This is a genomic window from Mycobacterium sp. OTB74 (genome assembly GCF_029892685.1).
GTDB lineage: Bacteria > Actinomycetota > Actinomycetes > Mycobacteriales > Mycobacteriaceae > Mycobacterium.
The window spans coordinates 56,207-81,894 of the sequence record NZ_JARXVD010000019.1; the positions used below are offsets into that span (position 1 = coordinate 56,207).

The following is a 25,688-nucleotide window of genomic DNA, read 5'->3' on the forward strand; positions in this document are numbered from 1 at the left end:
ATTCACCCCGACAGCAGAGATGGAACTTCGCCGTAAACGGGTGCACCTGCCGCCTCCCGGCGCAAACTCACAGTGGTCACGGCAACAGGTGTTTTGCGCCCCGTGGGCACGGTCTGCGGACTAGCGTGGGGAATCTGAACTTGGCGACCACGGTGAGGAGATCGACAGGCGATGAGCGATGTGCCGGACTTTGAGACATCCGGGTTGCCCGAGGAACTGAGTGCCTTCGATCAATTGATGCACCGGGGCGAAGCCAATCCGCGAACCCGGTCGGGCATCATGGGCATCGAGTTGCTGGACACCACCCCGGATTGGGAGCGGTTCCGCGCCCAGTTCGAACAGGCATCGCGCAAGGCAATCCGGCTGCGGCAGAAGGTCGTCATGCCCACCTTGCCGACGGCGGCGCCGCGCTGGGTGGTCGACCCCGACTTCAACCTCGACTTTCACGTCCGCCGGGTACGGGCACCCGGTGCCGGAACCCTGCGCGAGGTGCTCGATCTTGCCGAACTGGCACTGCAATCGCCGCTGGACATCTCCCGGCCGCTGTGGACCGCGACCCTGGTGGAAGGTCTGGCCGACGGCAAGGCGGCGACCATGTTGCACATGAGCCACGCCGTCACCGACGGCGTCGGCAGCATAGAGATGTTCGCCCATCTCTATGACTTGGAGCGGGATCCGGAACCGCGGGCCGAGGCGCCGCTGCCGATCCCCGAGGATCTCTCGCCGGATGAGCTTATGCGCCAAGGGATCAGTCGCCTGCCGCAAGGCATCGCAAACAATCTGCTCGGTGCCGCGGTCGGGGCTGCCGGGTTGGTCGGCCGTGCAGTGCGCGATCCGCTCAGCACGGTCAGCGGGGTTATCGACTACGCCTTGTCGAGCCGCCGGGTGATGACTCCGGCAGCGCCGGCCTCACCGGTGCTACGGCGGCGCAGCCTCGCATCGCGCAGCGAGGCGATCGACATCAAGTTCAGTGACCTGCACAAGGCGTCAAAGGCTGGCGAAGGCTCGATCAACGACGCCTATCTGGCAGCGGTCTGCGGGGCGTTGCGCCGCTACCACGAGGCCAAGGGCATTCCCGTGGCGACACTACCGATGGCGGTACCGGTCAATGTTCGTTCCGACTCAGATCCGGCCGGCGGCAACAGGTTTGCGGGGGTCAACATTGCCGCACCGATTGGAGTGGTCGACCCGGTCAAGCGGATGCACAGGGTGCGAGCCCAGATGACTCGTAAGCGTGAGGAACGCGCCATCGAGGTGGTCGGTGTCGTCGCTCCGTTGCTGACCCTGGTGCCTGACAATGTGCTGGAATCGATGGCCGGGTCGGTGGTGAACTCCGACGTCCAGGCCAGCAATGTTCCCGGTTACCCTGGTGACACGTATATCGCCGGAGCGAAAGTGTTGCGGCACTACGGAATCGGGCCGCTACCCGGGGTGGCGATGATGGCTGTGCTGATCTCCCGTGGTGGTTGGGTGACCGTAAGTACGCGCTATGACCGGGCGGCGATCGACGACGAGGAGCTTTGGGCGCGTTGCCTGCTGGACGGTTTCAACGAGATTCTGGCGCTCGGCGGTCCTGGTCGGGCAATCCCGGTGACCTTCGAGGCTGAGACCGAAGCTGCCGCCAATGGGGGTGTCACACAATGAGTTCAGAGGACTCGGACGAAGAATTCCGCAACGCCCGGCTGCCCGGATCGGTGGCCGAAATCCTGGCCTGCCCCAAGGGGCCGCAGATCGGAGCCTTCTTCGACATGGACGGCACGCTGGTGGCCGGCTTTACCGGCGTGATCATGACCTCGGACCGACTGCGCCGCGGCCAGATGAGCGTCGGTGAGTTCATCGGCATGGTGCAAGCCGGCCTCAACCATCAGTTGGGGCGTTCGGAGTTCGAGGATCTGATCGGCAGCGGCGCCCGGATGCTGCGGGGCAATTCGCTCAGCGATCTGGACGAACTGGGGGAGCGCCTTTTCAACCAGCACATTCAGAAGCGGATCTACCCGGAGATGCGCGAGCTGGTTCGGGCCCACATGTCGCGCGGGCACACCGTCGTACTGAGCTCTTCGGCGCTGACCGTGCAGGTAGAGCCGGTCGCCAGATTCCTGGGCATCGAGAACGTGCTGTGCAACAAGTTCGAGACCGACGAGGACGGCCTGATCACCGGCGAGGTGGCCAAGCCGATCCTTTGGGGGCCCGGAAAGGCGAACGCCGCACAGGCTTTCGCCGCTCAAAATAGCGTTGGCCTCTCCAAGAGCTACTTCTACGCTGACGGCGACGAGGATGTCGCGTTGATGTACCTGGTGGGCAACCCGCGCCCCACCAACCCCGCAGGAAAGCTGGAATCGGTTGCGGCCAAACGTGGTTGGCCGGTGTTGAAATTCTCCAGCCGCAGCGGCAGCAGCCCGATCGCCCAACTACGGACCATCGCCGGCATCGCCACCTTCGCGCCGGTGGCTGCCACGTCCCTCGGTGTCGGCCTGCTCACCAGGAACCGACGCACCGGCGTCAACTTCTTCACCTCGATGTACGGCAAGGTGTTGATGGCGACGTTGGGTATCAAACTCAACGTCATCGGCGCGGAAAACCTTCGGGCGCAACGACCGGCGGTATTCATCTTCAACCACCGCAACCAGGCGGACCCAATGATTGCCGCGGCGCTGGTCGGTGACAACTTCACCTCGGTGGGCAAGAAAGAGTTGGAGAGCAATCTGATACTCGGCACCATCGGCAAGGTAATGGACGCGGCGTTCATCGACCGGGATGATCCCGAGGCCGCCATCGAGGGGCTGCACAAGATGGAAGAACTTGCCCGCAAAGGCCTTTCGATCGTGATAGCCCCCGAGGGAACCCGGCTGGATACCACCGAGGTGGGTCCGTTCAAGAAGGGGGCGTTCCGCATGGCGATGGCCACCGGAGTCCCCATCGTGCCCATCGTCATTCGTAACGCCGAGGTGATCGCCGCGCGTGAGTCGTCGACCTTCCATCCCGGCACGGTCGATGTGGCGGTGTTTCCGCCGATCTCCGTGGAGGACTGGACGCTGGAGGATCTGCCCGACCATATCGAGCAAGTGCGCCAATTGTTCCTCGACACGTTGCGAGATTGGCCCCACGGCGAGCTGCCCGAGCATCCGCTATATGCCGCCCACCCCAAGCCTCGGCGCCGAACGGCGAAACATCGAGCGACCAAAGATGATTCACCAGAGGCCAGCGGCGGCGTGACGCACGGTGTAAAGGGGCGGCGGTGAAGCACCCGGCGGACGATCTGGCCAGCTTCAACCCCACCGACGACGCCCTGGTGCTCGCGGCGGTCGGTTCACCCGCGGAGTGGGAACTGCTCAACGACTGGCTGCAGACCCAGCGGCGAGAGCATCCCGATACCCGGCTGGAGGTGCTGCGGCTACCCACCGAGGGTCCGCCGTCGGTAGGGACATTGGCTCGCCTGGTCGAACTACTGGGCGCCGACGAGCAGCGCTCAGTCGTGCCGGTACGGGTGTTCTGGGTCCCCGGCGGTCTGCAGAACCGCTTCAAGGTGGTGTCGCTGGTCTCCGGTCGTGACACCTACCGTCCGCCGGAATTTCTGCAGCGTCGCATCCTGCAAAAGGACCCGACCCGGGCCCGCGTGGTGGCCGGTGAGCCGGCCACCGTCGCACAGTTGCGGCATCAATGGCAGGAGACCACGGTTGCCGAAAATCCCCGGGAATTCGCCAGATTCGTGGTTCGTCGCGCGATCCTGGCGATCGAACGGGTGGAGTTGCGTCTGCTCGGTCCGGAGTACAAGTCGCCGCGGCTGGTCAAACCCGAGGTGCTGGCATCGGCGCGGTTCCGTGAAGGGCTGGCGAAGATTCCGGGCGCAACGGTCGAGAAGGCCGGGGAGATGCTCGATGAGCTGTCCACCGGATGGAGTCGCTTCTCGGTTGACCTGATCCCCACTTTCGGCCGCGCGATCTTCAGCCGGGGGTTCGACCCGAACGTGGACTACAACCGCGAGCAGGTCGAGACCATGCGGCATGCATTGGAAACGCATCCGGCGGTGCTGCTGTTCTCGCATCGGTCGTACCTCGACGGGGTGATCGTGCCGGTGGCCATGCAGGAGAACCGACTGCCGCCCGTCTACACCTTCGCCGGCATCAACCTGTCATTTGGTCTGATGGGTCCGCTGTTTCGGCACTCCGGGGTCATCTTCATCCGGCGCAACATCAGCGGAGACCCGCTGTACAAGTACGTGCTCAAGGAGTACGTCGGCTACATCGTGCAGAAGCGGTTCAACCTGAACTGGTCCATTGAGGGAACCCGGTCGCGAACCGGAAAGATGTTGCCGCCCAAGCTCGGTCTGCTGTCCTATGTCGCCGATGCCTACCTCGACGGCCGCAGTGACGACATCCTATTGCAACCGGTTTCGATCAGCTTCGATCAGTTGCACGAGACGGCCGAGTACGCGGCGTACGCCCGTGGCGGGGAGAAGACGCCCGAGGGCTTGACTTGGCTGTACAACTTCATCAAGGCCCAGGGCGAGCGCAACTTCGGCAAGATCTACGTCCGGTTCCCCGAGGCGGTCTCGATGCGCGAGTACCTGGGGCCGCCGCACGGCGACATCGTTACCGATCCAGCCGTCAAACGTCTTGCGCTGCAGAAGACTGCGTTCGAGGTGGCCTGGCGCATTCTGCGGGCCACCCCGGTCAATGCGACGGCGTTGGTGTCGGCGTTGCTGCTGACCACGCGGGGCTTGGCGCTGACGTTGGCCCAGCTGCACAGCAATCTGCAGGATGCACTGGATTACCTTGAGCGCAAACAGACTCCGATGACCAACAGTGCGCTGCGGTTGCGCACCGCAGATGGAGTACGTGCGGCGGTCGATGCCATGTCCGGCGGGCACCCGGTCACGAGGGTGGACGGCGGCCGGGAACCGGTGTGGTACATCGCGCCGCAGAATGAACACGAGGCGGCGTTCTACCGGAACACGACGATTGATGCGTTCCTGGAGACATCGATCGTGGAGTTGGCGCTGGGGCATGCCGCCAAGGCGAAAACCGACCCGGTGGAGGCCTTTTGGTGCCAGGCGATGCGGCTGCGTGATCTGCTCAAGTTCGACTTCTACTTCGCCGACTCGTCGGCATTCCGTGAGCACATTGCCGAAGAGATGTCGTGGCAGGACGATTGGGAGCAGAAGCTGGCCGAGGGCGGCGAAGCGATCTACGCCATGCTGCGGCTCAAGCGACCACTGATCTGTGGGGCCATGTTGCGCCCCTTCTTCGAGGCGTACGAGCTAGTGGCAGACGTATTGCGTGGTGCACCAGCCGAAATCGGTGAGAAGGAACTGACCAAGCTCGCCCTCGGCGTGGGCCAGCAATACGTCGCACAGGGCCGGATTCGCAGTAATGAGTCGGTGTCGGCGCTGCTGTTTGCCACCGCTCGCCAGGTGGTCGCTGATCAGAAGCTGTTGGAGCCCGCCCCGGACCTGGCTGCCCGCCGTGAGGCATTTCTCGCTGAATTGCGCGGCATTCTGGCCGATATGGACACCGTCGACACGATCGGCCGTCAGGAGTTCAGGCAACGCGAACGTGAGCGCGCCAAGGCGCTCAAGGGCTCGTGATTTGGGCGCGTTCCGTCTCGCTGACCGATACGGAGCGCGCCGAAATCACTGCTAGACGGCGCCCGCCGCGATAGCGGCCTCCCAGCCGCCGTATCCGCTGATGTCAACGCCGCTGTCAGCGGGCGCGATGCCGCCACCGAACGCCGTACGCCAGCTACCGTCGTCGAACTCGACCTTGCCCAACTGCATCGGTGCAGGCAGCGCAGCCAGGAATCGGCCCAGCGCCGCCGGGGACAACTGCCAAATCTGACCTTTGAGCCCGACGCCCTCGGTGCCGTCGGCGACCCGGCTGACGATCGGCTTCGGCGGCGACGAGGTCAGTCGGGTCATCCGGTAGTGCGGTGCGGTGGTGATCTCGCCGCCCCACCGGGCACCCACATCAGTCAGCTGATGTACCAGCGCGCCGCCGCGCAGGTGCGCGCCGAACACCACCAGCTCGGTGGTATCGGCGGCAGCCAGCGGCCAAGCCTGTTGCGGTGCTTCAGTTTTGGCGGCAATGGCTGCGATGTCGAGGGCCACCGCATCCTCGAATGCCCGAGCCAGCACGGTGACGCCGAACTGCGAGTCGCCCGCCGTCCCAGTGGGTACGGCGACGGCGCACATGTCGAATAGGTTGCAGAAGTTCGTGTACGTGCCCATCCGGGAGTTGACCCCCACCGGGTCGGCGTTGACCTCATCTATGAGTGGGTGGAACGGTGCGGTGGGCACCAGCAGGGCGTCGACGCCGTCGAGTTGCGCCATGGCGATCGAACGCAGCCGCTGGACCTCGCGGCGGTCGGCGATCAGTTGGTGGGCAGGCACGTCCCGGGCCGCTGTGACGATGCGTGCCACCGTCGGATCCAGGGCGGCATCGGGGTTGCCGTCGATGAATTCGCCTACCGCGGCGTATCTTTCGCTGACCAGACCGCCGTTGTAGAGCAACTTGGCGGCAGTCAGGAACGGTTCGATGTCCACCGTCACGATGCGCACCCCGTCGGCGACCAGGGTGTCGACGGCGGCGTGGAACGCGGCTTGGAAGTGCTCGTCTAGTTCGGGCAGTGACGACGGCACCGCAACCACTGGGTTAGGCGGGGCGGCGAGCCGGGTGTCTGCCGGCCACCGGCGGTCGCCGGCGGCCGCCATGGCGGCCATGGCGCGGTTGGCCAGTTCCAGATCGCGGGCGAAAATCGTTACACAGTCATAGGATTCGCACGCCGGGACCACGCCCTGGGTACTGATGACCCCCACGGTCGGCTTGATTCCGACGATGCCCTGCAAGCCGGCCGGCACCCGGCCCGAGCCGGCGGTGTCGGTACCGATGGCGATGTCGGCATCCCCGGTGGCTACCGCGACGGCCGAACCAGAGCTCGAACCGCCGCTGATGTATTCGGGTCGGCGGCTGTCGGATACCGCGCCGTAGGGCGAGCGCGTGCCGACGAGCCCAGTGGCGAACTGGTCGAGGTTGGTCTTGCCGACCACCACCGCGCCTGCCGACTTGAGGGCAGCCACGGCGGCCGCGTCGGCGGCGGGCTGGTAGGCGTACTCCGGGCACGCGGCGGTGGTGGGCAGGCCCGCGGCATCCACGTTGTCCTTGACGGCCAGGCGGATTCCGGCGAGCGAACCCGCCTCGGTGCGGCTACGCATCAGGTCGGCGTCGATATCGGCCTCGGTGCGGAGGGTGATCCAGACGGTCATGGCGTAACAACCTACGGACTGCTTATCCACAGTGCGCGTTTCATCCACAGCTTCAACTGCCGCTGAGCCATGCGCACCGGCTTTGTCGGTGCCCGACGGGTCAATGGACCCACAGGCCGGCATCCGCTGAATCAAAGTCGCCGGCACCGAGGAAATGAATGGAGAAGCACATGTTTGAGACGCCCTTCACCGTGGTCGGCAATGTCGTGACCGAGGTGGTCCCGCGCCGGGTGGGTGAGCAGAATTTCGTCCGCTTCCGGGTGGCCAGCAATTCGCGCAGGCGCACCGCCGACGGCACCTGGGAACCAGGTAACTCGCTCTACGTCACGGTCAACTGCTGGGGTCGGGTCGCCGACGGGGTGGCCGGCAGGTTGTTCAAGGGCGACCCGGTGGTGGTCGTCGGTTACATCCACACCAACGAGTACCTGGACAAAGAGGGCAATCGCCGGTCCTCGATGGAGGTCCGGGCGACGTCGGTCGGCCCCGATATGACCCGCTGTCGGGTCAAGGTAGAGGTGCCGCGGCGGCCAGAACCGGCGGCTGAGCCTCAGCCCGAGGCGGAGGTTTCGCCTCAGGACCAGCAGTCAGAGCACTCGGATTCCGGTGATCTGGCACTTTCGGCGTAGCGGCGTGGTCGGGGCGCTCGATCACGGCGCCCCGACGTCGAGCTGTCGGCTCGGGACACCATGGCCGGGCGATTTTGTTCCTTGCCTAGGATGGTTAGCGAGTTTTTCGCGGGTGCACACTCCGACCGTTTCGCGGGTCCGCGCCCGACCAGCAGCCCAGAGCACCAGCCAAGGAAAAGGACGACGACGGCATGGCCGAATTCATCTACACGATGCGCAAGGTTCGTAAGGCGCACGGCGACAAGGTCATCCTCGACGATGTCACGCTGAACTTCCTGCCCGGCGCCAAGATCGGCGTCGTCGGTCCCAACGGTGCCGGTAAGTCGAGTGTGCTGAAGATCATGGCCGGCATCGACCAGGCCAACAACGGCGACGCGTTCCTGGCGCCCGGCGCCAGCGTCGGCATCCTGATGCAGGAGCCGCACCTCGACGAGACCAAGACCGTCCGGGAGAACGTCGAAGACGGTGTGCCGATCAAGGCCAAGCTCAACCGGTACAACGAGGTCGCCGAGCTGATGGCGACCGATTACTCCGATGAGCTCATGGAGGAGATGGGCAAGCTCCAGGAGGAGCTCGACGCCGCCGACGCCTGGGACATCGACTCTCAGCTGGAGCAGGCCATGGACGCGCTGCGCTGCCCGCCGCCGGACGATCCAGTCACAAACCTTTCCGGTGGTGAGCGCCGCCGCGTCGCGCTGTGCAAGCTGCTGCTGAGCAAGCCTGACCTGCTGTTGCTCGACGAGCCCACCAACCACCTGGACGCTGAGAGCGTGCTGTGGCTCGAGCAGCACCTCGCCGAGTACAAGGGCGCCATCCTGGCCGTCACCCACGACCGCTACTTCCTGGACAACGTTGCCGAGTGGATCCTCGAGCTCGACCGCGGTCGCGCCTACCCGTACGAGGGCAACTACTCGACCTACCTGGAGAAGAAGGCCGAGCGACTCGAGGTCCAAGGCAAGAAGGACCAGAAGCTGCAGAAGCGCCTCAAGGACGAGCTCGCCTGGGTGCGCTCCGGCGCCAAGGCGCGGCAGGCCAAGAACAAGGCCCGCCTCGGTCGCTACGAGGAGATGGTCGCAGAGGCCGAGAAGACTCGGAAGCTCGACTTCGAGGAGATCCAGATCCCGACCCCGCCGCGACTGGGCAATGTCGTGGTCGAGGTCGACCACCTGGACAAGGGCTTCAACGGCCGGCCCCTGATCAAGGACCTGTCGTTCACGCTGCCGCGCAACGGCATCGTCGGCGTCATCGGGCCCAACGGCGTCGGCAAGACCACGCTGTTCAAGACCATCGTCGGCCTGGAGGAACCCGACAGCGGCACGGTCAAGGTCGGCGACACCGTCAAGCTGTCCTACGTCGACCAGAGCCGCGCCGGCATCGACCCGAAGAAGACGGTCTGGGAGGTCGTCTCGGACAAGCTGGACTACATCGAGGTCGGCCAGAACGAGATCCCGTCCCGCGCCTACGTCAGCGCGTTCGGTTTCAAGGGCCCCGACCAGCAGAAGCCGGCCGGGGTGCTGTCCGGTGGTGAGCGCAACCGGCTGAACCTGGCGCTGACCCTCAAAGAGGGCGGCAACCTGATCCTGCTCGACGAGCCGACCAACGACCTGGACGTCGAGACTCTGTCTTCGCTGGAGAACGCACTCGAGCAGTTCCCCGGCTGCGCTGTGGTGATCAGCCACGACCGGTGGTTCCTGGACCGCACCTGCACCCACATCCTGGCCTGGGAGGGTGACGACGACAACGAAGCCAAGTGGTTCTGGTTCGAAGGCAACTTCGGCGCCTATGAAGAGAACAAAGTGGAACGACTTGGCATCGAAGCCGCCCGTCCGCACAGAGTGACCCACCGCAAGCTGACGCGCGACTAACGTCGCACCTACGTGTCGCGGGCGGCACGAAGGCGCGACATCAGGAGCGGTCGAATGACGGTGATCCCAGGTGGTAAGGGCAGTCGGACAGCACCCGCGGCCGGCGGTGGGGGTTCCAATGCCGGGTTCGCCCGGGCGTACCTGCTGACCTACCGCGGGCCCAACGACGGCTCGGCTGCCAGTGGCGGGAGCAGCGCGCCGGCCGACCGCACGCTGGCAGCCCGGGTCTCGCCGGACTTGCTGGCAGCCCACCGCCGGCTGGGGTTGCGGCGATCGCCCGGCGAGACATTGACCGCGGTCTATCCCGCCGATGAGCCCGGCGGGTTCGGTCCCGCGCTACAGATCGTCACGGACCACAGCGCGTTGCTGATGGACTCGGTGTCGGTTTTGCTGAACCGCACCGGAGTCAGCTACACCGCGATCATGAGCCCGGAGTTCCGGGTGCGTCGTGACCACTCGGGTGAGATCGTCGAGATGGGCCCGGTCGGTGACCCGAGTGCACCCGCGGACGGCGTCGATGAGACCTGGATCCATGTGCAGTTGGCTTCCACCGGCGACGGCACCGCAGTCGCCGATGCAGCGGCACTGCTACCCGCCGCGCTGACTGACACCCGCACCGTCGAATCGGACACCGCAGCCATGAACGCCGCGCTGGTCGGGCTGGCCAACGCACTGGACGCCGATCACGGTGGCCGCTTCCCGGGGTATGACAGGCGCGATGTCGCGGCGCTGCTGCGCTGGCTGGCCGACGGCCACTTCGTCCTGCTGGGCTACCAGCAGTGCACTATCGACGGCGGGAAGGCCAAGGTGGATCCCGCAACCAGGTTGGGCGTGACCAAATTGCGCACCGACGTGTTGCCCCAGTTGGCAGGTGACGACGAACTGCTGACCCTGGCACAGGCCACCATGCCCAGCTTCCTCCGTTACGGGGCCTATCCATACATCGTGGTGGTCCGCGAATTGGGAGCAAGCCCGAGCGACCCAGCTACCGAGCACCGCTTCATCGGGCAGTTCACCGTGGCCGCGGCCAATGCGAACGTGCTTGAAATACCACTGATTTCGAGACGGGCCGCCGAGGCGCTGGCGTTGTCCAACGGCGATCCGAGCCGGCCGGGTCAGTTGATGCTGGACATCATCCAGACCGTGCCACGTTCGGAGCTCTTCGCCTTGACGGCACGCGATCTGGCGGACATGGGCAAGGCCGTCATGGACCTGGGTTCTCGGCGGCGCACGCTGATGTTCCTTCGGGTAGATCCGTTGGCACACTTCGCTTCCTGCCTGGTGTACCTGCCGCGCGATCGCTACACCACGGCCGTCCGGCTCGAGATGCAGGACATCCTGGTGCGCGAACTCGGTGGCGAGAGCATCGAATACACCGCGCGGGTCAGTGAATCACCTTGGGCGGTAGTACATTTCACCGTTCGGCTGAAGGACGGTGCCACCCCCGCCGGCGTCGACACGTCGGCGGAGAACCAGGACCGCATCCAAGCCCTGTTGACCGAGGCTGCCCGAACCTGGGCTGATCGGCTGATCGGCTCGGTGCCACCGGATTCCGCCATTCGTGCCGACGCCGAGCACTACGCGACGGCATTTCCCGAGGTGTACAAGCAGGCATTCACCCCGGCCGAGGCCATCACCGACATCGGCATCATCGGGCACCTGCAGGACAACACCGTCAAGCTGGTGCTGCGCTACCCCGAAAACATGGACGACGCCCATCGCGCAGCGCAACTCACCTGGTACTTGGGTGGGCGCTCGGCCTCACTGAGTCAGTTGCTGCCCATGTTGCAGTCCATGGGTGTGGTGGTGCTGGAGGAGCGGCCGTTCACTGTCACGCGGCCGGACGGCATGTGCGTGTGGATCTACCAGTTCAAGATCGCCCTGCACCAGTCCACCCTGGAAGCGGAGGCGCCCGAACGCGCCACTGTCGCCACCCGATTCGCCGACGCGGTGACCGCCATCTGGCACGGGTCGGTGGAGATCGACCGGTTCAACGAGTTGGTACTGGGCGCCGGGCTGACCTGGCAGCAAGTCATGATTCTGCGGGCTTATGCCAAATACCTTCGGCAGGCCGGCTTTCCGTACAGTCAGTCACACATCGAGGCGGTGCTGGGCGACAACCCCGGCACTGCGAGGTCCCTGGTCGAGTTGTTCGAGGCGATGTTCGACCCCCCGGAAAGCGGTACCGCGCGCGATACCGCTGCTCGGGCGCAAGCGGCCGCGGCCGCAGTCACAGCTGACATCGACGCATTGGTCAGCCTGGACACCGACCGGGTGCTGCGGGCCTTCGCGTCGTTGGTGCAGGCCACCCTGCGCACCAACTACTTCGTCACCGCCGAATGCTCGGCACGGCACCAAAATGTCTTGTCGTTCAAGCTGAATCCGCAACTCATCGATGAATTGCCTTTGCCCAGGCCGAAATACGAGATTTTCGTGTACTCGCCACGGGTCGAGGGTGTGCACCTGCGGTTCGGCAATGTGGCCCGCGGTGGGCTGCGCTGGTCCGACCGCCGCGAGGACTTCCGCACCGAAATCCTGGGTCTGGTCAAGGCGCAAGCGGTGAAGAACGCTGTCATAGTGCCGGTGGGAGCCAAGGGCGGTTTCGTCTTGAAGAATCCGCCGGCACCGACCGGTGATCCCGCCGCCGACCGTGATGCCCAGCGCAATGAAGGCGTGGCCTGCTACCGGCTGTTCATTGCCGGGTTGCTCGACGTCACCGACAACGTCGACACCGCCACCGGTGCCATCGTGCCGCCGCCGCAGGTGGTGCGTCGGGACGGCGACGATTCATATCTGGTCGTCGCGGCCGACAAGGGCACCGCCACCTTCTCCGACATCGCCAACGATGTGGCCAAGTCCTACGGGTTCTGGCTGGGGGACGCCTTTGCCTCGGGTGGTTCGGTGGGCTACGACCACAAGGCCATGGGTATCACCGCCAGGGGTGCCTGGGAGTCGGTCAAGCGGCACTTCCGCGAAATGGGGCACGACACCCAGAGCCAGGACTTCACCGTCATCGGCGTCGGCGACATGAGCGGCGATGTGTTCGGCAACGGCATGCTGCTGTCCACGCACATCCGGTTGGTCGCCGCGTTCGACCACAGGCATATCTTCCTGGATCCCAATCCGGATTCGGCTACGTCATGGACCGAGCGCCAGAGGATGTTCAAGCTGCCCCGTTCCAGCTGGGATGACTACGACAAGACGCTGATCAGCGAGGGCGGTGGGGTATACCGCCGCGACCAGAAGTCGATCCCGATCAGCGCTCAGGTTCGGGAGGCGCTGGGGCTGGCGACCGAGGTGACCGAGCTGACCCCGCCGGCGTTGCTGAAGGCCATTCTGCTGGCGCCGGTCGACTTGTTCTGGAACGGCGGTATCGGCACCTACGTCAAGGCCGAGACCGAGTCTGATGCCGACGTCGGTGACCGGGCCAACGACGCCATCAGGATCAACGGAAATCAAGTGCGCGCCAAGGTGATCGGTGAAGGCGGCAACCTCGGTGTGACGCCGCTCGGCCGCATCGAATACGACCTCACGGGCGGGCGGGTGAACACCGACGCAGTAGACAACTCGGCCGGTGTGGACTGCTCGGACCATGAAGTCAACATCAAGATTCTGGTCGACTCGCTGGTCACCGCGGGGAAGGTCGACGCGGACGAGCGCACGGGCCTGCTGATGTCCATGACCGACGAGGTGGGCCGACTGGTACTGGCCGACAACGCCGCGCAGAACGACCTGCTGGGCACCAGCCGCGCCAACGCAGCGAGCATGCTTCCGGTGCAGGCCAGTCAGATTCGCGAAATGGTGGCCGAGCGGGGCCTGAACCGCGAACTGGAGGCGTTGCCGTCGGACAAGGAAGTCCGGCGACGCCGAGAGACAGGCCTGGGACTGACCTCACCCGAATTGGCCACATTGATGGCGCACGTGAAGCTCGCGCTCAAAGAGGACGTACTGGGCAGCGAGCTACCCGATCAGGAGGTGTTCGCCGCCCGGCTGCCCGAATATTTCCCGATGGAGCTGCGGGGTCGGTTCGCCGCTGACATCCGCAATCACCAACTGCGCCGCGAGATCGTCGCCACCATGCTGGTCAACGACCTGGTGGACACCGGCGGCATCACCTATGCGTACCGGCTCACCCAGGACGTCGGAGTGGGTTCGGTCGATGCGGTTCGCGGTTACGTCGCGGTGGACAAGATTTTCCGGGTAGGTGAGGTGTGGCGGCAGATTCGGGCGGCCGGGGACGCGGGCGTGCCGGTGGCGGTCACCGACCGAATGACGCTGGACCTGCGCCGGTTGATCGACCGCGCCGGCCGCTGGCTGCTCAACTACCGGCCGCAGCCGCTGGCGGTGGGAGCCGAGGCCAACCGGTTCGCCGACCAAGTGGCGGCGCTGACCCCGCAGATGTCGAAGTGGTTGCGCGGCGACGACAAGGCCATTGTCGAGCATGACGCCCGGCAGTTCACCGACGCCGGGGTGTCGGCGGACCTGGCGTACATGGTGGCCACCGGGCTGTACCAGTACAGCCTGCTCGACGTGATCGATATCGCAGACATCACCGAGCACGACCCGGTCGAGGTGGCCGACACTTACTTTGCCTTGATGGATCACCTGGGCACTGACAGCCTGCTCACCGCGGTGTCGGAGCTGCGGCGCGACGATCGGTGGCATTCGCTGGCACGGCTGGCGATTCGTGATGACATTTACGGTGCCGTGCGGGCACTGTGCTTTGATGTGCTGGCCGTCGGGGAGGCTGACGAAACCGGCGAGCAGAAGATTCAGGAGTGGGAGGCGACCAACAGTTCCCGAGTGACGCGGGCTCGCCGTACCCTCTCCGAAATCCTCGGGGACAGCGAGCGCGACCTGGCGACCTTGTCGGTGGCCGCTCGGCAGCTGCGTAGCATGACCACGAGGACGAGTGGAACGGGATTACAAGGGTGACAGAGCGATTCACGACGCCGGTGCCAGTGCGGTGGTCGGATATCGACATGTATCAGCACGTCAATCACGCGACCATGGTGACCATCTTGGAGGAGGCGCGGGTTCCGTTTCTGACCGAGCCGTTCGCCGAGGATGTCACGACCACCGGGTTGCTGATCGCCGAGGTCAACGTGAAGTACAAGGGTCAGCTGCGGTTGGTGGATTCGCCTCTGCAGGTGACCATTTGGACCAACCGCCTGCGCGCGTGTGATTTCACCCTGGGTTACGAGGTGCGGTCGGCGCTGGCCGATCCGGAATCCAAGCCCGCGGTGATCGCCGAGACCCAGTTGGCCACCTTCAACATCGAGCAGCAGGTGCTGGTCCGGATCGCGCCGCATCAGCGTGATTATCTGCAGCGCTTCGCCCGGTGAACGGCGAAGCTGAGCGCGGCATCTGGCTCGCCGACACCGCCCAGCGGGAGAACCTGGCCACATTCGTCGATCGTGTATTGCGGCTTGATGACGCCGCTGTGGTGCGGTTGCGCGCTCGTGAGGACCGTGTCGTTGTTGCTTGGGCGGCAACGGGTTTCGATGTCCTGGCTGCCCGGGTGGTGGCCGGGCGGGTGAGCCCGGCCGATCTGTGTGCAGGGGCCGACACGCTGAGCCGCTCCCTGGTCGGCAGGGGCAGGGTGGACCCTGGTTTCTCGATGGACTCGGCGTGGCGGGGGGCGCTGCCTCCGGACTCGGGCTTCGTGCACCTCGATGATGTCCCGGCCCGCGCAATGCTGGATTTGGCCCAGCGTGGGGCGGACCTGGCGCGTGAACACAGTGGGGCGCAGGGACCACCACCGTCGCTGCTCGATCAGGATGTGATTTCGGTCAGTGCCGGCGATATCACTGCCGGCGTGCCGATGCGCTGCGTATTCGCTTTGACTGCAATGGGTTTCATCCCCGACCCGCTTCCCGATGATGAGGTGGTCCGGGTGCGGGCGCACGCTGCCTGGCTTCGAATCGACGCCCGGTTCGGCTCGGTCTACCGGCGTCGTGGTAGTCCGATTCTCTTGCTGCCCTGATACCGCCCAAACGGACATTTGGGCCGGTTTGTGGCAGTGCAGGCGGCCATTTCGTCGATCTCGGCGCGGGCTCAGCGGGTGTGCCGTGCCAGCCAGACCGCGGTGTCGGGCGGCAACTTGCCGCCGGGCAGTGGTCCACTGGCGACCAGAACCGCACCGGCGGGCAACTTGGTCGCTGTGGTCCCGGTATTGAGCAGGCATACCAGTCCGTCCTCGCCTGCAAAGCCCAGGACGTTCCGTGCCGCCGGTAGCCAATGCACCGATTTGCCCAATTGCGTTCGGCCCTGGCGTAATTCGATTGCTCTGCGGAACAGCGTCAGTGTCGAGTCCGGATCGTCGGCCTGGGTCTGTACCGTCAGCGGTCCCCAGTCGGGCGGCATCGGCAACCAGGTCTCGGCGGTGCTGGAGAACCCGTACGGTGGGGTGTCGCCTGACCACGGCAGCGGAACCCGGCAGCCGTCGCGCCCACGTTCGGTTTGGCCAGAGCGCTCCCACACCGGGTCTTGCAGAACAGCGTCAGGCAGGTCGACGTTCGGCAGCCCGAGTTCCTCGCCGTTGTAGATGAACACCGCGCCCGGCAACGCCAACATCACCAACGCCACCGCGCGAGCCCGCGCCAATCCCGGTGCGCCACCACCGTATCGGGTGACCTCACGCTCGACGTCGTGGTTGGACAGGGTCCAGGTGGGCGGGGAATCGGCGAGTTCGGCAGCTGCCAACGAATTCTCGATAGCCTCGCGAATTTCGGCAGCATCGAAATCGGCTCGTACCAAACGGAAATTGAAGCCCAGGTGCAGTTCGTCGTGGCGCAGGTACTTGGCGAAATCGGCGTTGTCGAAAACCCAGATCTCGCCGACCGACACGGCGTCGGGGTAGTCGTCGAGCACCGCGCGGATACCGCGGTGGATGGTGTGCACGCCGTCGTTGTTGAACCGCGGATCGTGCGCCCCGTCAGTCAGCATCGCGATATGTCGCTCGGCCATGTCGGGCAGGTCCGCGGGCTTAGCCATTCCATGCGCGACATCGATGCGAAACCCGTCGACCCCGCGGTCCAGCCAGAACCGCAGCGTTTGGTCCAGATCGGCGGCCACTTCGTCGTTGTCCCAATTGAGGTCCGGCTGCTCTGGGTCGAACAGGTGCAGGTACCACTGGCCGGCAGTGCCGTCCGGCTCGCTGACCCGGGTCCAGGCCGGACCGCCGAAGATCGATACCCAGTTGTTGGGTGGCTTGGAGCCATCGGCACCGCGGCCGTCGCGGAAGATGTACCGGGCCCGCTCCGGGCTACCGGCGGCGGCGGCCAAGGCTGCGACGAACCAGGGGTGCTTCGAGCTGGTGTGGTTGGGCACCAGGTCCATGGTCACTCGAATGCCGGCGGCGTGCGCGGCGGCAAGCAGCCGATCTAGTGCCTCAAGACCTCCGAACATTGGGTCGACATCGCGGGGGTCGGCGACGTCGTACCCGTGATCGACCATCGGCGACACCATGACCGGGTTGAGCCACAGCGCGTCGACGCCGAGCGCTTGCAGGTGATGCAGCTGCGCGATCACCCCGTCCAGATCGCCGACGCCGTCACAGTTGGCGTCGGCGAAGGACCGCGGATAGACCTGGTAAAAGACGGCGCGCGACCACCAACTCATCTGATCTCAGAACGCCGAGTTCACCATGTGCTGGGCGGCCATATCGAAGTAGTCGAGCAGCGCCTGGCGGTGCGCGTCATCGATGGTGTCGGAGTCGATGGAGGCCACGGCGGTGTGCATGCAGCGCAGCCACGCGTCGCGCTCGCGGAATCCGATGCGGAACGGGGCGTGGCGCATCCGCAGTCGTGGGTGCCCCCGCTGGTCGGAGTAGGTGCGCGGGCCGCCCCAGTACTGCTCGAGGAACATGCGCAGCCGTTCCTCGGCGTCGTCGAGATCGTGCTCCGGGTACAACGGGCGCAGGATTTCGTCATCGCGGACCAATTGGTAGAACCGCGAGACCAGGGTGTGGAACGTTTCCGCTCCACCGACTTCGTCGTAGAACGACAACTGCGCTTCCGTCACGCTCCCATTGTCCACATCGCCGGCAGGTGTGCTCATACGGCGGTGGGTGGGGCCCGCGCGGCCGGGGGCCGGCCGGCACGAAACGCCACCTCAGACACCCGTTGTTCACCGGCTCGTCCAGCTACCTCTGCGGAAATTTCCGTGCGCTATGTGCCGATCCATGGTGGACTGTCCTCACGGAGGGCGTATGTCGCAACGGAGGAAAAGCCGCGGCCACAGACTTCACGGCACCGCGGCAGGTACGCTCGGGCCTGTTCCGAGCCAAGCACCGCCAGCGATCCTGCACGCCGTCGACTCGGGTCCGGCCGATGTTTCGATCTGGGGGCGTCGCCGGGTTCTGTTGCTCAACTCGACCTACGAACCGCTGACCGCACTGCCCATGCGGCGGGCCGTGATCATGCTGATGTGCGGCAAGGCCGATGTTGTGCACGACGATCCAGCCGGACCGGTGATCCACTCCGCCACGCGCACGGTGGTGGTGCCCTCGGTGATCCGGTTGCGCAGCTTTGTGCGGGTTCCGTACCGGGCGCGCATCCCGATGACCCGGGCGGCGCTGATGCATCGGGATCGGTTTCGCTGCGCGTACTGCGGGGCCAAGGCCGACACTGTCGACCACGTCGTGCCCCGGAGCCGCGGCGGCGAGCATTCCTGGGAGAACTGCGTGGCGGCGTGCGGTCCGTGTAACCACCGTAAAGCCGACCGGCTGCTGGCCGAACTGGGCTGGTCGCTGCGGTCGGCTCCATTGCCGCCCAAAGGACAGCACTGGCGGCTGCTTGCGACGGTCAAAGAACTCGACCCGGCCTGGGTGCGATATCTGGGCGAGGGCGCTGCCTGAGCGTGAACCCGTCGGAATGGCCCTGTCGCCAGCAGGAGCGGGGCCGTGCTGATACGGTTTGCGCGTGAGCATTGCACTTACTCATTCGCTGCTCGGCGGGGTGCCGCTGGCGCTGTTGCTGGTGCTGGCCGCGGTGTTCCTTTTGCGCAAGGGCCCGCACCCGGCGACGTACAAGCTGTCCGATAAGTGGACCCATGACCCGATTCTGTGGGCGGCTGACGAACCGGCGGATCACGGCCACGGCGGCCACGATTCGCACCTGACTGTGGGAGGCGGCGCAAGTGGCAACTGGTAACCAGACCGAGGTCGCCAATATTGATCCGGCCCACCTGCCGTACGGCTTCGCCCAGACCTACAGCGGCCGTATCTCCGGGGTCACCGAGCCCGGCGAGGTTTCGGTGCACTACCCGTTCCCGGTCAAGGATCTGGTGTTCCTCGACAACGCACTGAAGTACGGCTCGCGTGCCGCCGGAGCCCGCTTTGCGGTTTACATCGGCGATCTCGGCGCCGACACGGCAGCGACGGCACGTGAGGTGCTGGCCAAGGTGCCGACGCCGAACAATGCGGTGCTGCTTGCGGTTTCCCCGAACCAGAAGGCCATCGAGGTCGTCTACGGCTCGGAGGTCCGTGGTCGCGGCATCGAAGAGGCGGCACCGTTGGGCGTCTCGGCCGCCGCGGCGTCCTTCAAGCAGGGCAACCTGATGGACGGCCTGCTGAGCGCAGTGCGCGTGCTGAGCGCCGGCGTCTCACCCTCCTGATCGGGCGGACCCAGAACGAAACGAATGCGGGTGCGAACCAACTGGTTCGCACCCGGCATTGTGCTGTCTTGCGGCGAGTCGACCGCTGACGTCGCGGTGAGGGCCCTCGTTACTCGGACGAATGAGCCCTCACCGCAGGATCACGATCAGCCGGCGTCTGCCGTGCGGGCCCGCAGTGACCGTTCCACGCCTGCCCGGCCCTCCAGCACCAGGCGGCGCAGCGCGGCCGGCAGCTCGGGGTCGGACAGGAACCGGTCGGCCGCGTCGAGGCCCGCCTGGCTGATGTCCCATGACGGGTACAGCCCGATCACCACGGTCTGGGCGACCTCGCTCGAACGTCGGTCCCACACGCCCGAGATGGCGGCGAAGTAGCGGTCCCGGAACGGCGCCATCAGCTCGGCCTGGCCCGGCTGCACCAGCCCGGTGACGATGGCGCGCGTGGTGATGTTGGCCAGCGTGTCGTCCTCGATGACCTGCAGCCACGCGCCGTCCTTGACTGCCGACTGCGGACGTGCGGCTGACGCCGCGGCGGCGCTGCGTTTGCCGGCCGCAGTCGGATCGTTGCTCGCTTCGGCGTCGATGAACGTGGTGTCGGTGCCGCCGGCATCGATGACACCGTTGCCAGCGAGCGCCGTGACGATCCGCCACCGCAGATCGGTGTCGACCAGCAGGCCGGCCAGGTTCACTGCGGCCGGTTCGTTGTCCAGCAGCGTCGACAGCACCGCAATGTGGTTGGGCGCCAACACCGATGTGCACAGCGCGTTCACGAACGCCAGTTGGTGGTCTGAGCCCGGCGATGAGTCGCGGGCCAGGTCCAGCAACGCGTCGCCGAATGCCGGCCAGCCGATCTCCGCTGCCCAAACGGGGTCGGCGTAGGAGTTCAGTGCCGTCTGCGCCTGCAGCAGGAGTCGTTGCGCTACACCGACTTCAGTCTCGGCATGCACACCGCTGATCACCAGGGCGACAAAGTCGCGTGCCTTCATCTCGGCCTCGCGGGTCATCTCCCAGGCGGCCGACCAAGCCAGTGTGCGGGGGAGTGGATCAGCGAAATCGGCGATGCGGCTCAACACGGTTTGCAGCGACACCGGGTCCAGTCGCAGCGAGCAGTACGTCAGGTCGTCGTCGTTGACCAAGATGAACTTGCCGCGCGGAACCCCAACCAGGGCAGGCACATCCGTGCGGTCGCCCTCGACGTCCAGCTCCTCGCGGTGTACCCGGACCAGCTTGCCCGTGACCGGATCGTTGTCGTACACGCCGACGGCCAGGCGGTGCACCCGGGTCTCGCCGGCGCCGGGCGCGGCACCGGACTGCGTGACGCCGAACCGACTGAATTTCCCGTCACCATCGACCTCGAAATCGGCGCGCAGCGTGTTCAAGCCGGTGGTCTTGAGCCACTGCTGGCCCCAACCGGAAAGATCGCGTCCGGACGACTTCTCCAGCGCGCCAAGCAGATCCCCGAATGTGGCGTTGTCGTAGGCATGGTCGCGGAAGTAGTCGCGCAGCCCGGACAGGAACGCCTCCAATCCCACGTAAGCCACCAGTTGCTTGAGCACGCTGGCGCCCTTGGCGTAGGTGATGCCGTCGAAGTTCACCTCCACGGCGGCCAGGTCGGGGATGTCGGCGGCCACCGGATGGGTGGACGGCAACTGGTCTTGCCGGTAGGCCCAGGACTTCTCGACGTTGGCGAAGGTGGTCCATGCCTGCTTGTACTCGGTGGCCTCGGCCTGGCACAGCACCGAGGCGAAGGTGGCGAAAGACTCGTTGAGCCACAGGTCATCCCACCAGCGCATGGTCACCAGGTCGCCGAACCACATGTGGGCCATCTCGTGCAGCACGGTCTCGGCGCGCCGCTCGTACGAGTACCGGGTGACCTTGGACCGGAAGACGTAGTCCTCCAGGAACGTCACCGCGCCGGCATTCTCCATAGCCCCGGCGTTGAACTCCGGCACGAACAGCTGGTCGTACTTGCCGAAGGCGTACGGAATGCCAAAGTTCTTGTGGTAGAAGGAAAATCCCTGTTTGGTTTCGGTGAACAGCCGATCGGCATCCATGTACTGGGCCAGCGATGCCCGGCAGAAGATGCCCAGCGGGATGTCGCCGTGGTCGTCGGAATACACGTCGTCCCAACGCGAATACGGGCCGGCGATCAACGCCGCCAGGTAGGTGCTCATCTTCGGCGTGGTGACGAAGGTGTGCTTGCCCTGGTCGGCGCCTGATGTCGCCGCCGTAGCGGCTCCGGCGGTCACCGTGGCCCCGTTGGAGATCACCTGCCAGTGCGCCGGCGCGATGACTTCGACGTCGAAGGTGGCCTTCAGGTCGGGCTGATCGAAGCAGGCGAACATCCGCTTGGCGTCGGCGGTCTCGAACTGCGAGTACAGGTACACCTCGCCGTCGACCGGGTCGACGAAGCGGTGCAGGCCTTCGCCGGTGTTGGAGTACAGGCAGTCGGCGTCGACCTCGAGCACGTTCTGTGCGGCCAGGCCGATCAGCGAAACGCCGGTTGCTTCGTCGTAGCCGGACACGTCGATCGGCCGCCCGTTGAGGGTGGCGCTGCGGACGGTGTCGGCCGCGATGTCGATGTAGGTATCGGCCCCGGCCAGCGCACTGAACGTCACCGTGGTGATGGACCTGAAGGTGCGTTCACCGGGCTTGCCGCTGCCGTCGGTGAGGTCGAGCGAGACGTGGTAATTGTCGACGGTGACCAGAGCTGCGCGCTCGATGGCCTGATCGCGAGTGAGATTGGGAAGTGCCACGTGACCAACTTAGGCGACAACTCATGGCACCAACCGGGAACACAGGCCGCGCGCGCATAGTTGTTGCCAACAGTTCTGTGCCCAGACCGAACAGCCCGACCGAAGAGGATGAGAAATGCCTGACGCAGCCTACGAAAAAGCCATCGCAGGATTCTGGTTCGACCCGCTGTGCCCGTGGGCCTGGATCAGCTCACGCTGGATTCTGGAAGTCCAGAAGGTTCGTGACATCGACGTGCAGTTCCACGTGATGAGCCTGGCCGTGCTCAACGAGGGGCGGGACCTGCCTGAGCACTATCAGGAACTGATGAAGAGCGCCTGGGGCCCGGTGCGGGTTGCCATCGCCGCCGAGCAGGCCAACGGTGAGCAGATCCTGGCGCCGCTGTACACCGCCTTTGGTACCCGGATTCACAACCAGGGCAACAAAGACCTGTCCGAGGTGATCCCGCAGGCGCTGGAGGAGGTCGGACTACCGGCCGAACTCGCCGAGGCTGCCACCACCGAGCACTATGACGAAGCACTGCGCAAAAGTCATCACGCCGGAATGGACGCCGTCGGGCCGGATGTTGGCACCCCGACCATTCATGTCAACGGTGTGGCGTTCTTCGGTCCAGTACTGTCCCGCATTCCGCGCGGCGAAGAGGCCGGCAAATTGTGGGACGCGTCGGTGACCTTCGCGTCGTATCCGCACTTCTGGGAGCTCAAACGGTCCCGTAGTGAGTCGCCATCGTTTGATTGAGCGTTTCCGCTCGCGTACCCGCGTCGCGCAGACCACGGTAAGCGCATGACATTGGCTTACTCGTGACCGCGGCCGAGTCCACCACCGAGGGGACATACGGCGATCGCATCGTGGCTGTCGAGCCCGGTGGCAACGAATTCATCGCTGAAGAGGACCGCCACGACAAGCCGATCCACCTGCTGTGTTTTCCGATGACGCGGGCTGGGAGGACGCACCCTGGGAACCCGGCGCGCTGACGGTAAACATCGGTGATCTGCTGGAGTACTGGAGTGGTCGGCGTTGGCCGTCGGGCCGGCACCAGGTGCTGCCGCCGCAACCGCATGCGCCCGAGGAGGATTTGGTGTCGCTGATCTACTTCTACGAAGCCAACCACGACGCAGTGGTGACCCCGTTGGAGCCCCCGTTGGGGAAGATGGCAGGGTTAGCACCGGTGACGTCGTCGGCGTTCATCAAAGAACGCCTGGACGCGATCACGGTGGCCTGACAACCTCACCATGAAGCGACTGGTTTGCAGATGGCCCGCCGGGGGTGCGGGCTTGAGTAGGATGCGCTGATGCCGCTGGAGAACGGCGCAATCTTCGCCGGGTATACCGTGCGTCGGTTGCTTGGATCAGGGGGGATGGGCGACGTTTATCTCGTCGACCATCCTCGGCTGCCTCGTCTCGATGCCATGAAGGTGCTCAAGGAAAGCGCCACTGCCAACGAAGAGTTCCGTACCCGTTTCGAACGTGAAGCCAACATTGCTGCGGGGTTGTGGCATCCGCACATCGTGGGCTTGCACGACCGTGGTGAGTTCGAGGGTCGGCTGTGGATCACCATGGACTACGTCGACGGCACCGACGCGGCGCAACTTCTCAAGAAGCAGTACCCGAATGGCATGCCGCTGGAGCTGGTAGCCGCGATCGTCAAGGCCGTCGGCTCTGCGCTGGACTACGCACATCAGCGCGGACTGCTACACCGAGATATCAAGCCCGCCAATATTCTGCTCAGTGATGTCGATGGCGATGATCGTCGAATCCTGTTGAGCGACTTCGGTATTGCCCGCCAGATGGGTGAGGTGACCGGGCTGACGTCAGCGAATCTGGCGATCGGCACGGTGTCGTACTCGGCTCCCGAACAGTTGATGGGTGGTGAGGTCGATGGGCGCGCTGACCAATACGCTCTCGCCGCGACTGCCTACCGCCTGCTGACCGGTCAGACGCCGTACCAGGACACCAACCAGGTTGCGGTGATCAGCCAGCACCTGAGTGCCCCGCCGCCGCGGCTCAGCGAACTACGGCCCTGGCTGCGTCCGCTGGACGACGTGCTGATCAAGGCGATGGCCAAGACCAGCGACGAACGATTCGACACCTGTAGCCAGTTCGCGCGGGCATTCGGGCGGCAAGCCGAGACGGTGACGGAGTCGCCGATGCCGGCGACCCAGGTGCCCGCGGCCCCGGTGGTGCCGCCGCGTGCCACCCCCGTGGTGCCCCCGGCTCCGGTGATGCCGCCCGCTCGGGTCGTGCCGCCGGCTTCCGTGCCACCACCGGTCCGGCTCCTGCCGCCCGCTCCCGTTGTCCCACCTGCACCGGTGATACCGCCTGCCCGGGTGGTGCCGCCGGTTTCGGTTGTGCCGCCCCGCGAGGTCGCGCCGGCGCCGGATGTTCCGTCGGAACTTGACGAATCGCCGTCCGGGCACATGGTGTCTGGACCGGAGGTGTCAGCGCCGAGCGCGATTAACCCCAAACCTGCTGCGCCAGAGATTGATTCGCCCTCGGAGCCGTCAGCGACGTCGGAACCGTCAGCTCCTTCGGCCCCGTCGACACCTTCGGCACCCAGTTTCCGGCCGGTATCGACACCGCCGGTGCAGCCGCCCAACAGACTGCCTCCGCGCACGGTGCCGCCGGTTCCCGAGCGGGGCTCGCCGACCGTGGTGCTGCCGGCTATCCCCACGGATTCACCGGCAACGCGCTCCGGTTATCCGCATTCAGCGCCGCCTCAGGTCCCATCTCTCGCGCAGTCGAGGCCATTTATGGGGGCGCCAGGACCGGGCGGTACCGACACCGGATCCGCGTACCCGTCGCTGTTCCCCTCGTCCGCCGACTTCGGTCGTCCGGCGAGGGGAACAGCGACGGGTAACAAGGCCCCGATGGTGGCGATCATCGGCGGCGCTGTCGTGGTCGTCGTCGCCGTGGTAGTCGCCGGGATCCTGTTGACCGGCAATGACGACAAATCAACGCCGGGTACCCAGACTTCCGCGTCGGCCAAGCCTTCAGCTTCGCCGACGGCCAATAAAACATCGCCAGTCCTGGTCGGAACGCCCGGCAATTACCAGACGATCGCGACCTACCTCAAGAGCAACAACATCGTCGAGACGCCGGTTCACCGTGGCGATCCAGGGACGCCGGGTGTCATCCTGCCGATGCCTGCCGGTTGGGTCGACGCCGGCAACCAGACCCCGCAGTTCGCTTACCAGTCCATCATTTACACCGGTCCGGCGGCGGGAAATTACCGGCCGAGTGCTACTGCCTTGATATTCCGACTGGGGCCCAATGCCGAGGCCGACAAGATCATCGACTTCGCGGCCGGCGAGCTCTACAACCTCTCGGGATTCAGCCCGACCGATGCTGGTAGCACCACCACATTCGCCGGACATCAGGCGTTCCAGGTGGCTGGTACGTGGAACCTCAACGGGATCGCCAAGATGATCGTTCAGCGCACCGTGATCATCCAGGATCCGACGGGGCTGTACGTCATGCAGATCAACATCGACGGTTTGGCCGACCAGTCCGACATCATCACGCGCATCACCGAGGCGATCGACAGGGACACGAAGATCACCGAAGGTTGATA

The 25,688-nt window shown here is 65.4% G+C and carries 17 protein-coding genes and 2 pseudogenes; 15 read left to right on the top strand and 4 right to left on the bottom strand.

Annotated features, from left to right (window positions below; all coding sequences use genetic code 11):
• The first annotated feature begins 171 nt into the window (after positions 1–171).
• From M2432_RS22240 to M2432_RS22250, 3 genes are read left to right on the top strand one after another with little or no spacing between them, the layout of a single operon-like run.
• On the top strand, positions 172–1,644 hold the full coding sequence (locus M2432_RS22240; RefSeq protein WP_280829008.1) for a wax ester/triacylglycerol synthase family O-acyltransferase: 1,473 nt from the start codon (positions 172–174) through the stop codon (positions 1,642–1,644).
• Positions 1,641–3,239: an HAD-IB family hydrolase gene (locus tag M2432_RS22245; RefSeq protein WP_280829009.1), complete on the top strand. Its 1,599-nt coding sequence runs from the start codon at positions 1,641–1,643 to the stop codon at positions 3,237–3,239. Before M2432_RS22240 ends, M2432_RS22245 begins: the two co-directional genes overlap by 4 nt.
• Positions 3,236–5,584: a glycerol-3-phosphate 1-O-acyltransferase gene (locus M2432_RS22250; RefSeq protein ID WP_280829010.1), complete on the top strand. Its 2,349-nt coding sequence runs from the start codon at positions 3,236–3,238 to the stop codon at positions 5,582–5,584. The genes M2432_RS22245 and M2432_RS22250 overlap by 4 nt, the downstream gene beginning before the upstream one ends.
• 51 nt (positions 5,585–5,635) lie before the next feature.
• Here M2432_RS22250 and atzF read toward each other — a convergent pair whose 3' ends face one another.
• Positions 5,636–7,381 carry an allophanate hydrolase gene (atzF, locus tag M2432_RS22255; protein ID WP_280829059.1) on the bottom strand — a complete coding sequence of 582 codons (1,746 nt, stop codon included), beginning with the start codon at positions 7,379–7,381 and terminating at the stop codon, positions 5,636–5,638.
• Between the two features lie 47 nt (positions 7,382–7,428).
• Between atzF and ssb the strand changes: the two genes are divergently transcribed.
• From ssb to M2432_RS22280, 5 genes are all read left to right on the top strand, one after another.
• Entirely contained in the window at positions 7,429–7,884 is a 456-nt protein-coding gene (gene ssb / locus M2432_RS22260; RefSeq protein ID WP_280829011.1) for a single-stranded DNA-binding protein, read from the top strand.
• Positions 7,885–8,075: 191 nt separating this feature from the next.
• A complete protein-coding gene (gene ettA / locus M2432_RS22265; protein ID WP_280829012.1) occupies positions 8,076–9,749 on the top strand; it encodes an energy-dependent translational throttle protein EttA in 1,674 nt (557 codons plus the stop codon).
• A gap of 54 nt (positions 9,750–9,803) precedes the next feature.
• Positions 9,804–14,684: an NAD-glutamate dehydrogenase gene (locus M2432_RS22270; RefSeq protein ID WP_280829013.1), complete on the top strand. Its 4,881-nt coding sequence runs from the start codon at positions 9,804–9,806 to the stop codon at positions 14,682–14,684.
• On the top strand, positions 14,681–15,094 hold the full coding sequence (locus tag M2432_RS22275) for a thioesterase family protein (protein ID WP_280829014.1): 414 nt from the start codon (positions 14,681–14,683) through the stop codon (positions 15,092–15,094). The genes M2432_RS22270 and M2432_RS22275 overlap by 4 nt, the downstream gene beginning before the upstream one ends.
• Entirely contained in the window at positions 15,091–15,735 is a 645-nt protein-coding gene (locus M2432_RS22280) for a hypothetical protein (protein WP_280829015.1), read from the top strand. Before M2432_RS22275 ends, M2432_RS22280 begins: the two co-directional genes overlap by 4 nt.
• Before the next feature lie 71 nt (positions 15,736–15,806).
• Here the strand turns inward: M2432_RS22280 and M2432_RS22285 are convergent, their stop codons facing one another.
• Positions 15,807–17,372 (bottom strand): glycoside hydrolase family 13 protein, encoded by a 1,566-nt coding sequence (locus M2432_RS22285; RefSeq protein WP_280829016.1) that lies wholly within the window; start codon positions 17,370–17,372, stop codon positions 15,807–15,809.
• 6 nt (positions 17,373–17,378) lie between these two features.
• Positions 17,379–17,810 (bottom strand): globin, encoded by a 432-nt coding sequence (locus M2432_RS22290; RefSeq protein WP_280829017.1) that lies wholly within the window; start codon positions 17,808–17,810, stop codon positions 17,379–17,381.
• Between the two features lie 151 nt (positions 17,811–17,961).
• Here M2432_RS22290 and M2432_RS22295 point away from each other — a divergent pair, with 151 nt between their 5' ends.
• The 3 genes from M2432_RS22295 (at position 17,962) to M2432_RS22305 (ending at position 19,367) form a co-directional block, all read left to right on the top strand.
• Positions 17,962–18,609: an HNH endonuclease gene (locus tag M2432_RS22295; RefSeq protein ID WP_280829018.1), complete on the top strand. Its 648-nt coding sequence runs from the start codon at positions 17,962–17,964 to the stop codon at positions 18,607–18,609.
• Between the two features lie 64 nt (positions 18,610–18,673).
• Positions 18,674–18,904, top strand: a complete 231-nt coding sequence (locus M2432_RS22300) for a hypothetical protein (RefSeq protein ID WP_280829019.1) — start codon at positions 18,674–18,676, stop codon at positions 18,902–18,904.
• Positions 18,891–19,367 carry a DUF5130 domain-containing protein gene (locus tag M2432_RS22305; RefSeq protein ID WP_280829020.1) on the top strand — a complete coding sequence of 159 codons (477 nt, stop codon included), beginning with the start codon at positions 18,891–18,893 and terminating at the stop codon, positions 19,365–19,367. Before M2432_RS22300 ends, M2432_RS22305 begins: the two co-directional genes overlap by 14 nt.
• Positions 19,368–19,513: 146 nt before the next feature.
• Here the strand turns inward: M2432_RS22305 and pepN are convergent, their stop codons facing one another.
• Complete coding sequence (gene pepN, locus M2432_RS22310) at positions 19,514–22,120, bottom strand: aminopeptidase N (RefSeq protein ID WP_280829021.1); 2,607 nt, start codon at positions 22,118–22,120, stop codon at positions 19,514–19,516.
• Between the two features lie 115 nt (positions 22,121–22,235).
• Here pepN and M2432_RS22315 point away from each other — a divergent pair, with 115 nt between their 5' ends.
• From M2432_RS22315 to M2432_RS22330, 4 genes and pseudogenes are all read left to right on the top strand, one after another.
• Entirely contained in the window at positions 22,236–22,856 is a 621-nt protein-coding gene (locus M2432_RS22315; RefSeq protein WP_280829022.1) for a DsbA family protein, read from the top strand.
• A gap of 181 nt (positions 22,857–23,037) precedes the next feature.
• A pseudogene (locus M2432_RS22320) lies at positions 23,038–23,340 on the top strand (2OG-Fe(II) oxygenase family protein); the annotation flags it as partial.
• 69 nt (positions 23,341–23,409) lie between these two features.
• Positions 23,410–24,228: pseudogene (locus M2432_RS22325) on the top strand (serine/threonine-protein kinase); the annotation flags it as partial.
• 756 nt (positions 24,229–24,984) lie between these two features.
• Positions 24,985–25,686 carry an LpqN/LpqT family lipoprotein gene (locus M2432_RS22330; RefSeq protein ID WP_280829060.1) on the top strand — a complete coding sequence of 234 codons (702 nt, stop codon included), beginning with the start codon at positions 24,985–24,987 and terminating at the stop codon, positions 25,684–25,686.
• Positions 25,687–25,688 lie beyond the last annotated feature (2 nt).

Bases quoted from the DNA above. Each gene is read 5' to 3' on its own strand.
- M2432_RS22330 (WP_280829060.1), top strand. From the start codon at position 24,985: ATGGTGGCGATCATCGGCGGCGCTGTCGTGGTCGTCGTCGCCGTGGTA.
- M2432_RS22240 (WP_280829008.1), top strand. From the start codon at position 172: ATGAGCGATGTGCCGGACTTTGAGACATCCGGGTTGCCCGAGGAACTG.
- M2432_RS22290 (WP_280829017.1), bottom strand. From the start codon at position 17,810: ATGAGCACACCTGCCGGCGATGTGGACAATGGGAGCGTGACGGAAGCG.
- M2432_RS22315 (WP_280829022.1), top strand. From the start codon at position 22,236: ATGCCTGACGCAGCCTACGAAAAAGCCATCGCAGGATTCTGGTTCGAC.
- atzF (WP_280829059.1), bottom strand. From the start codon at position 7,381: ATGCCGGCCTGTGGGTCCATTGACCCGTCGGGCACCGACAAAGCCGGT.
- M2432_RS22285 (WP_280829016.1), bottom strand. From the start codon at position 17,372: ATGAGTTGGTGGTCGCGCGCCGTCTTTTACCAGGTCTATCCGCGGTCC.
- M2432_RS22295 (WP_280829018.1), top strand. From the start codon at position 17,962: ATGTCGCAACGGAGGAAAAGCCGCGGCCACAGACTTCACGGCACCGCG.
- ssb (WP_280829011.1), top strand. From the start codon at position 7,429: ATGTTTGAGACGCCCTTCACCGTGGTCGGCAATGTCGTGACCGAGGTG.
- M2432_RS22270 (WP_280829013.1), top strand. From the start codon at position 9,804: ATGACGGTGATCCCAGGTGGTAAGGGCAGTCGGACAGCACCCGCGGCC.
- M2432_RS22245 (WP_280829009.1), top strand. From the start codon at position 1,641: ATGAGTTCAGAGGACTCGGACGAAGAATTCCGCAACGCCCGGCTGCCC.
- ettA (WP_280829012.1), top strand. From the start codon at position 8,076: ATGGCCGAATTCATCTACACGATGCGCAAGGTTCGTAAGGCGCACGGC.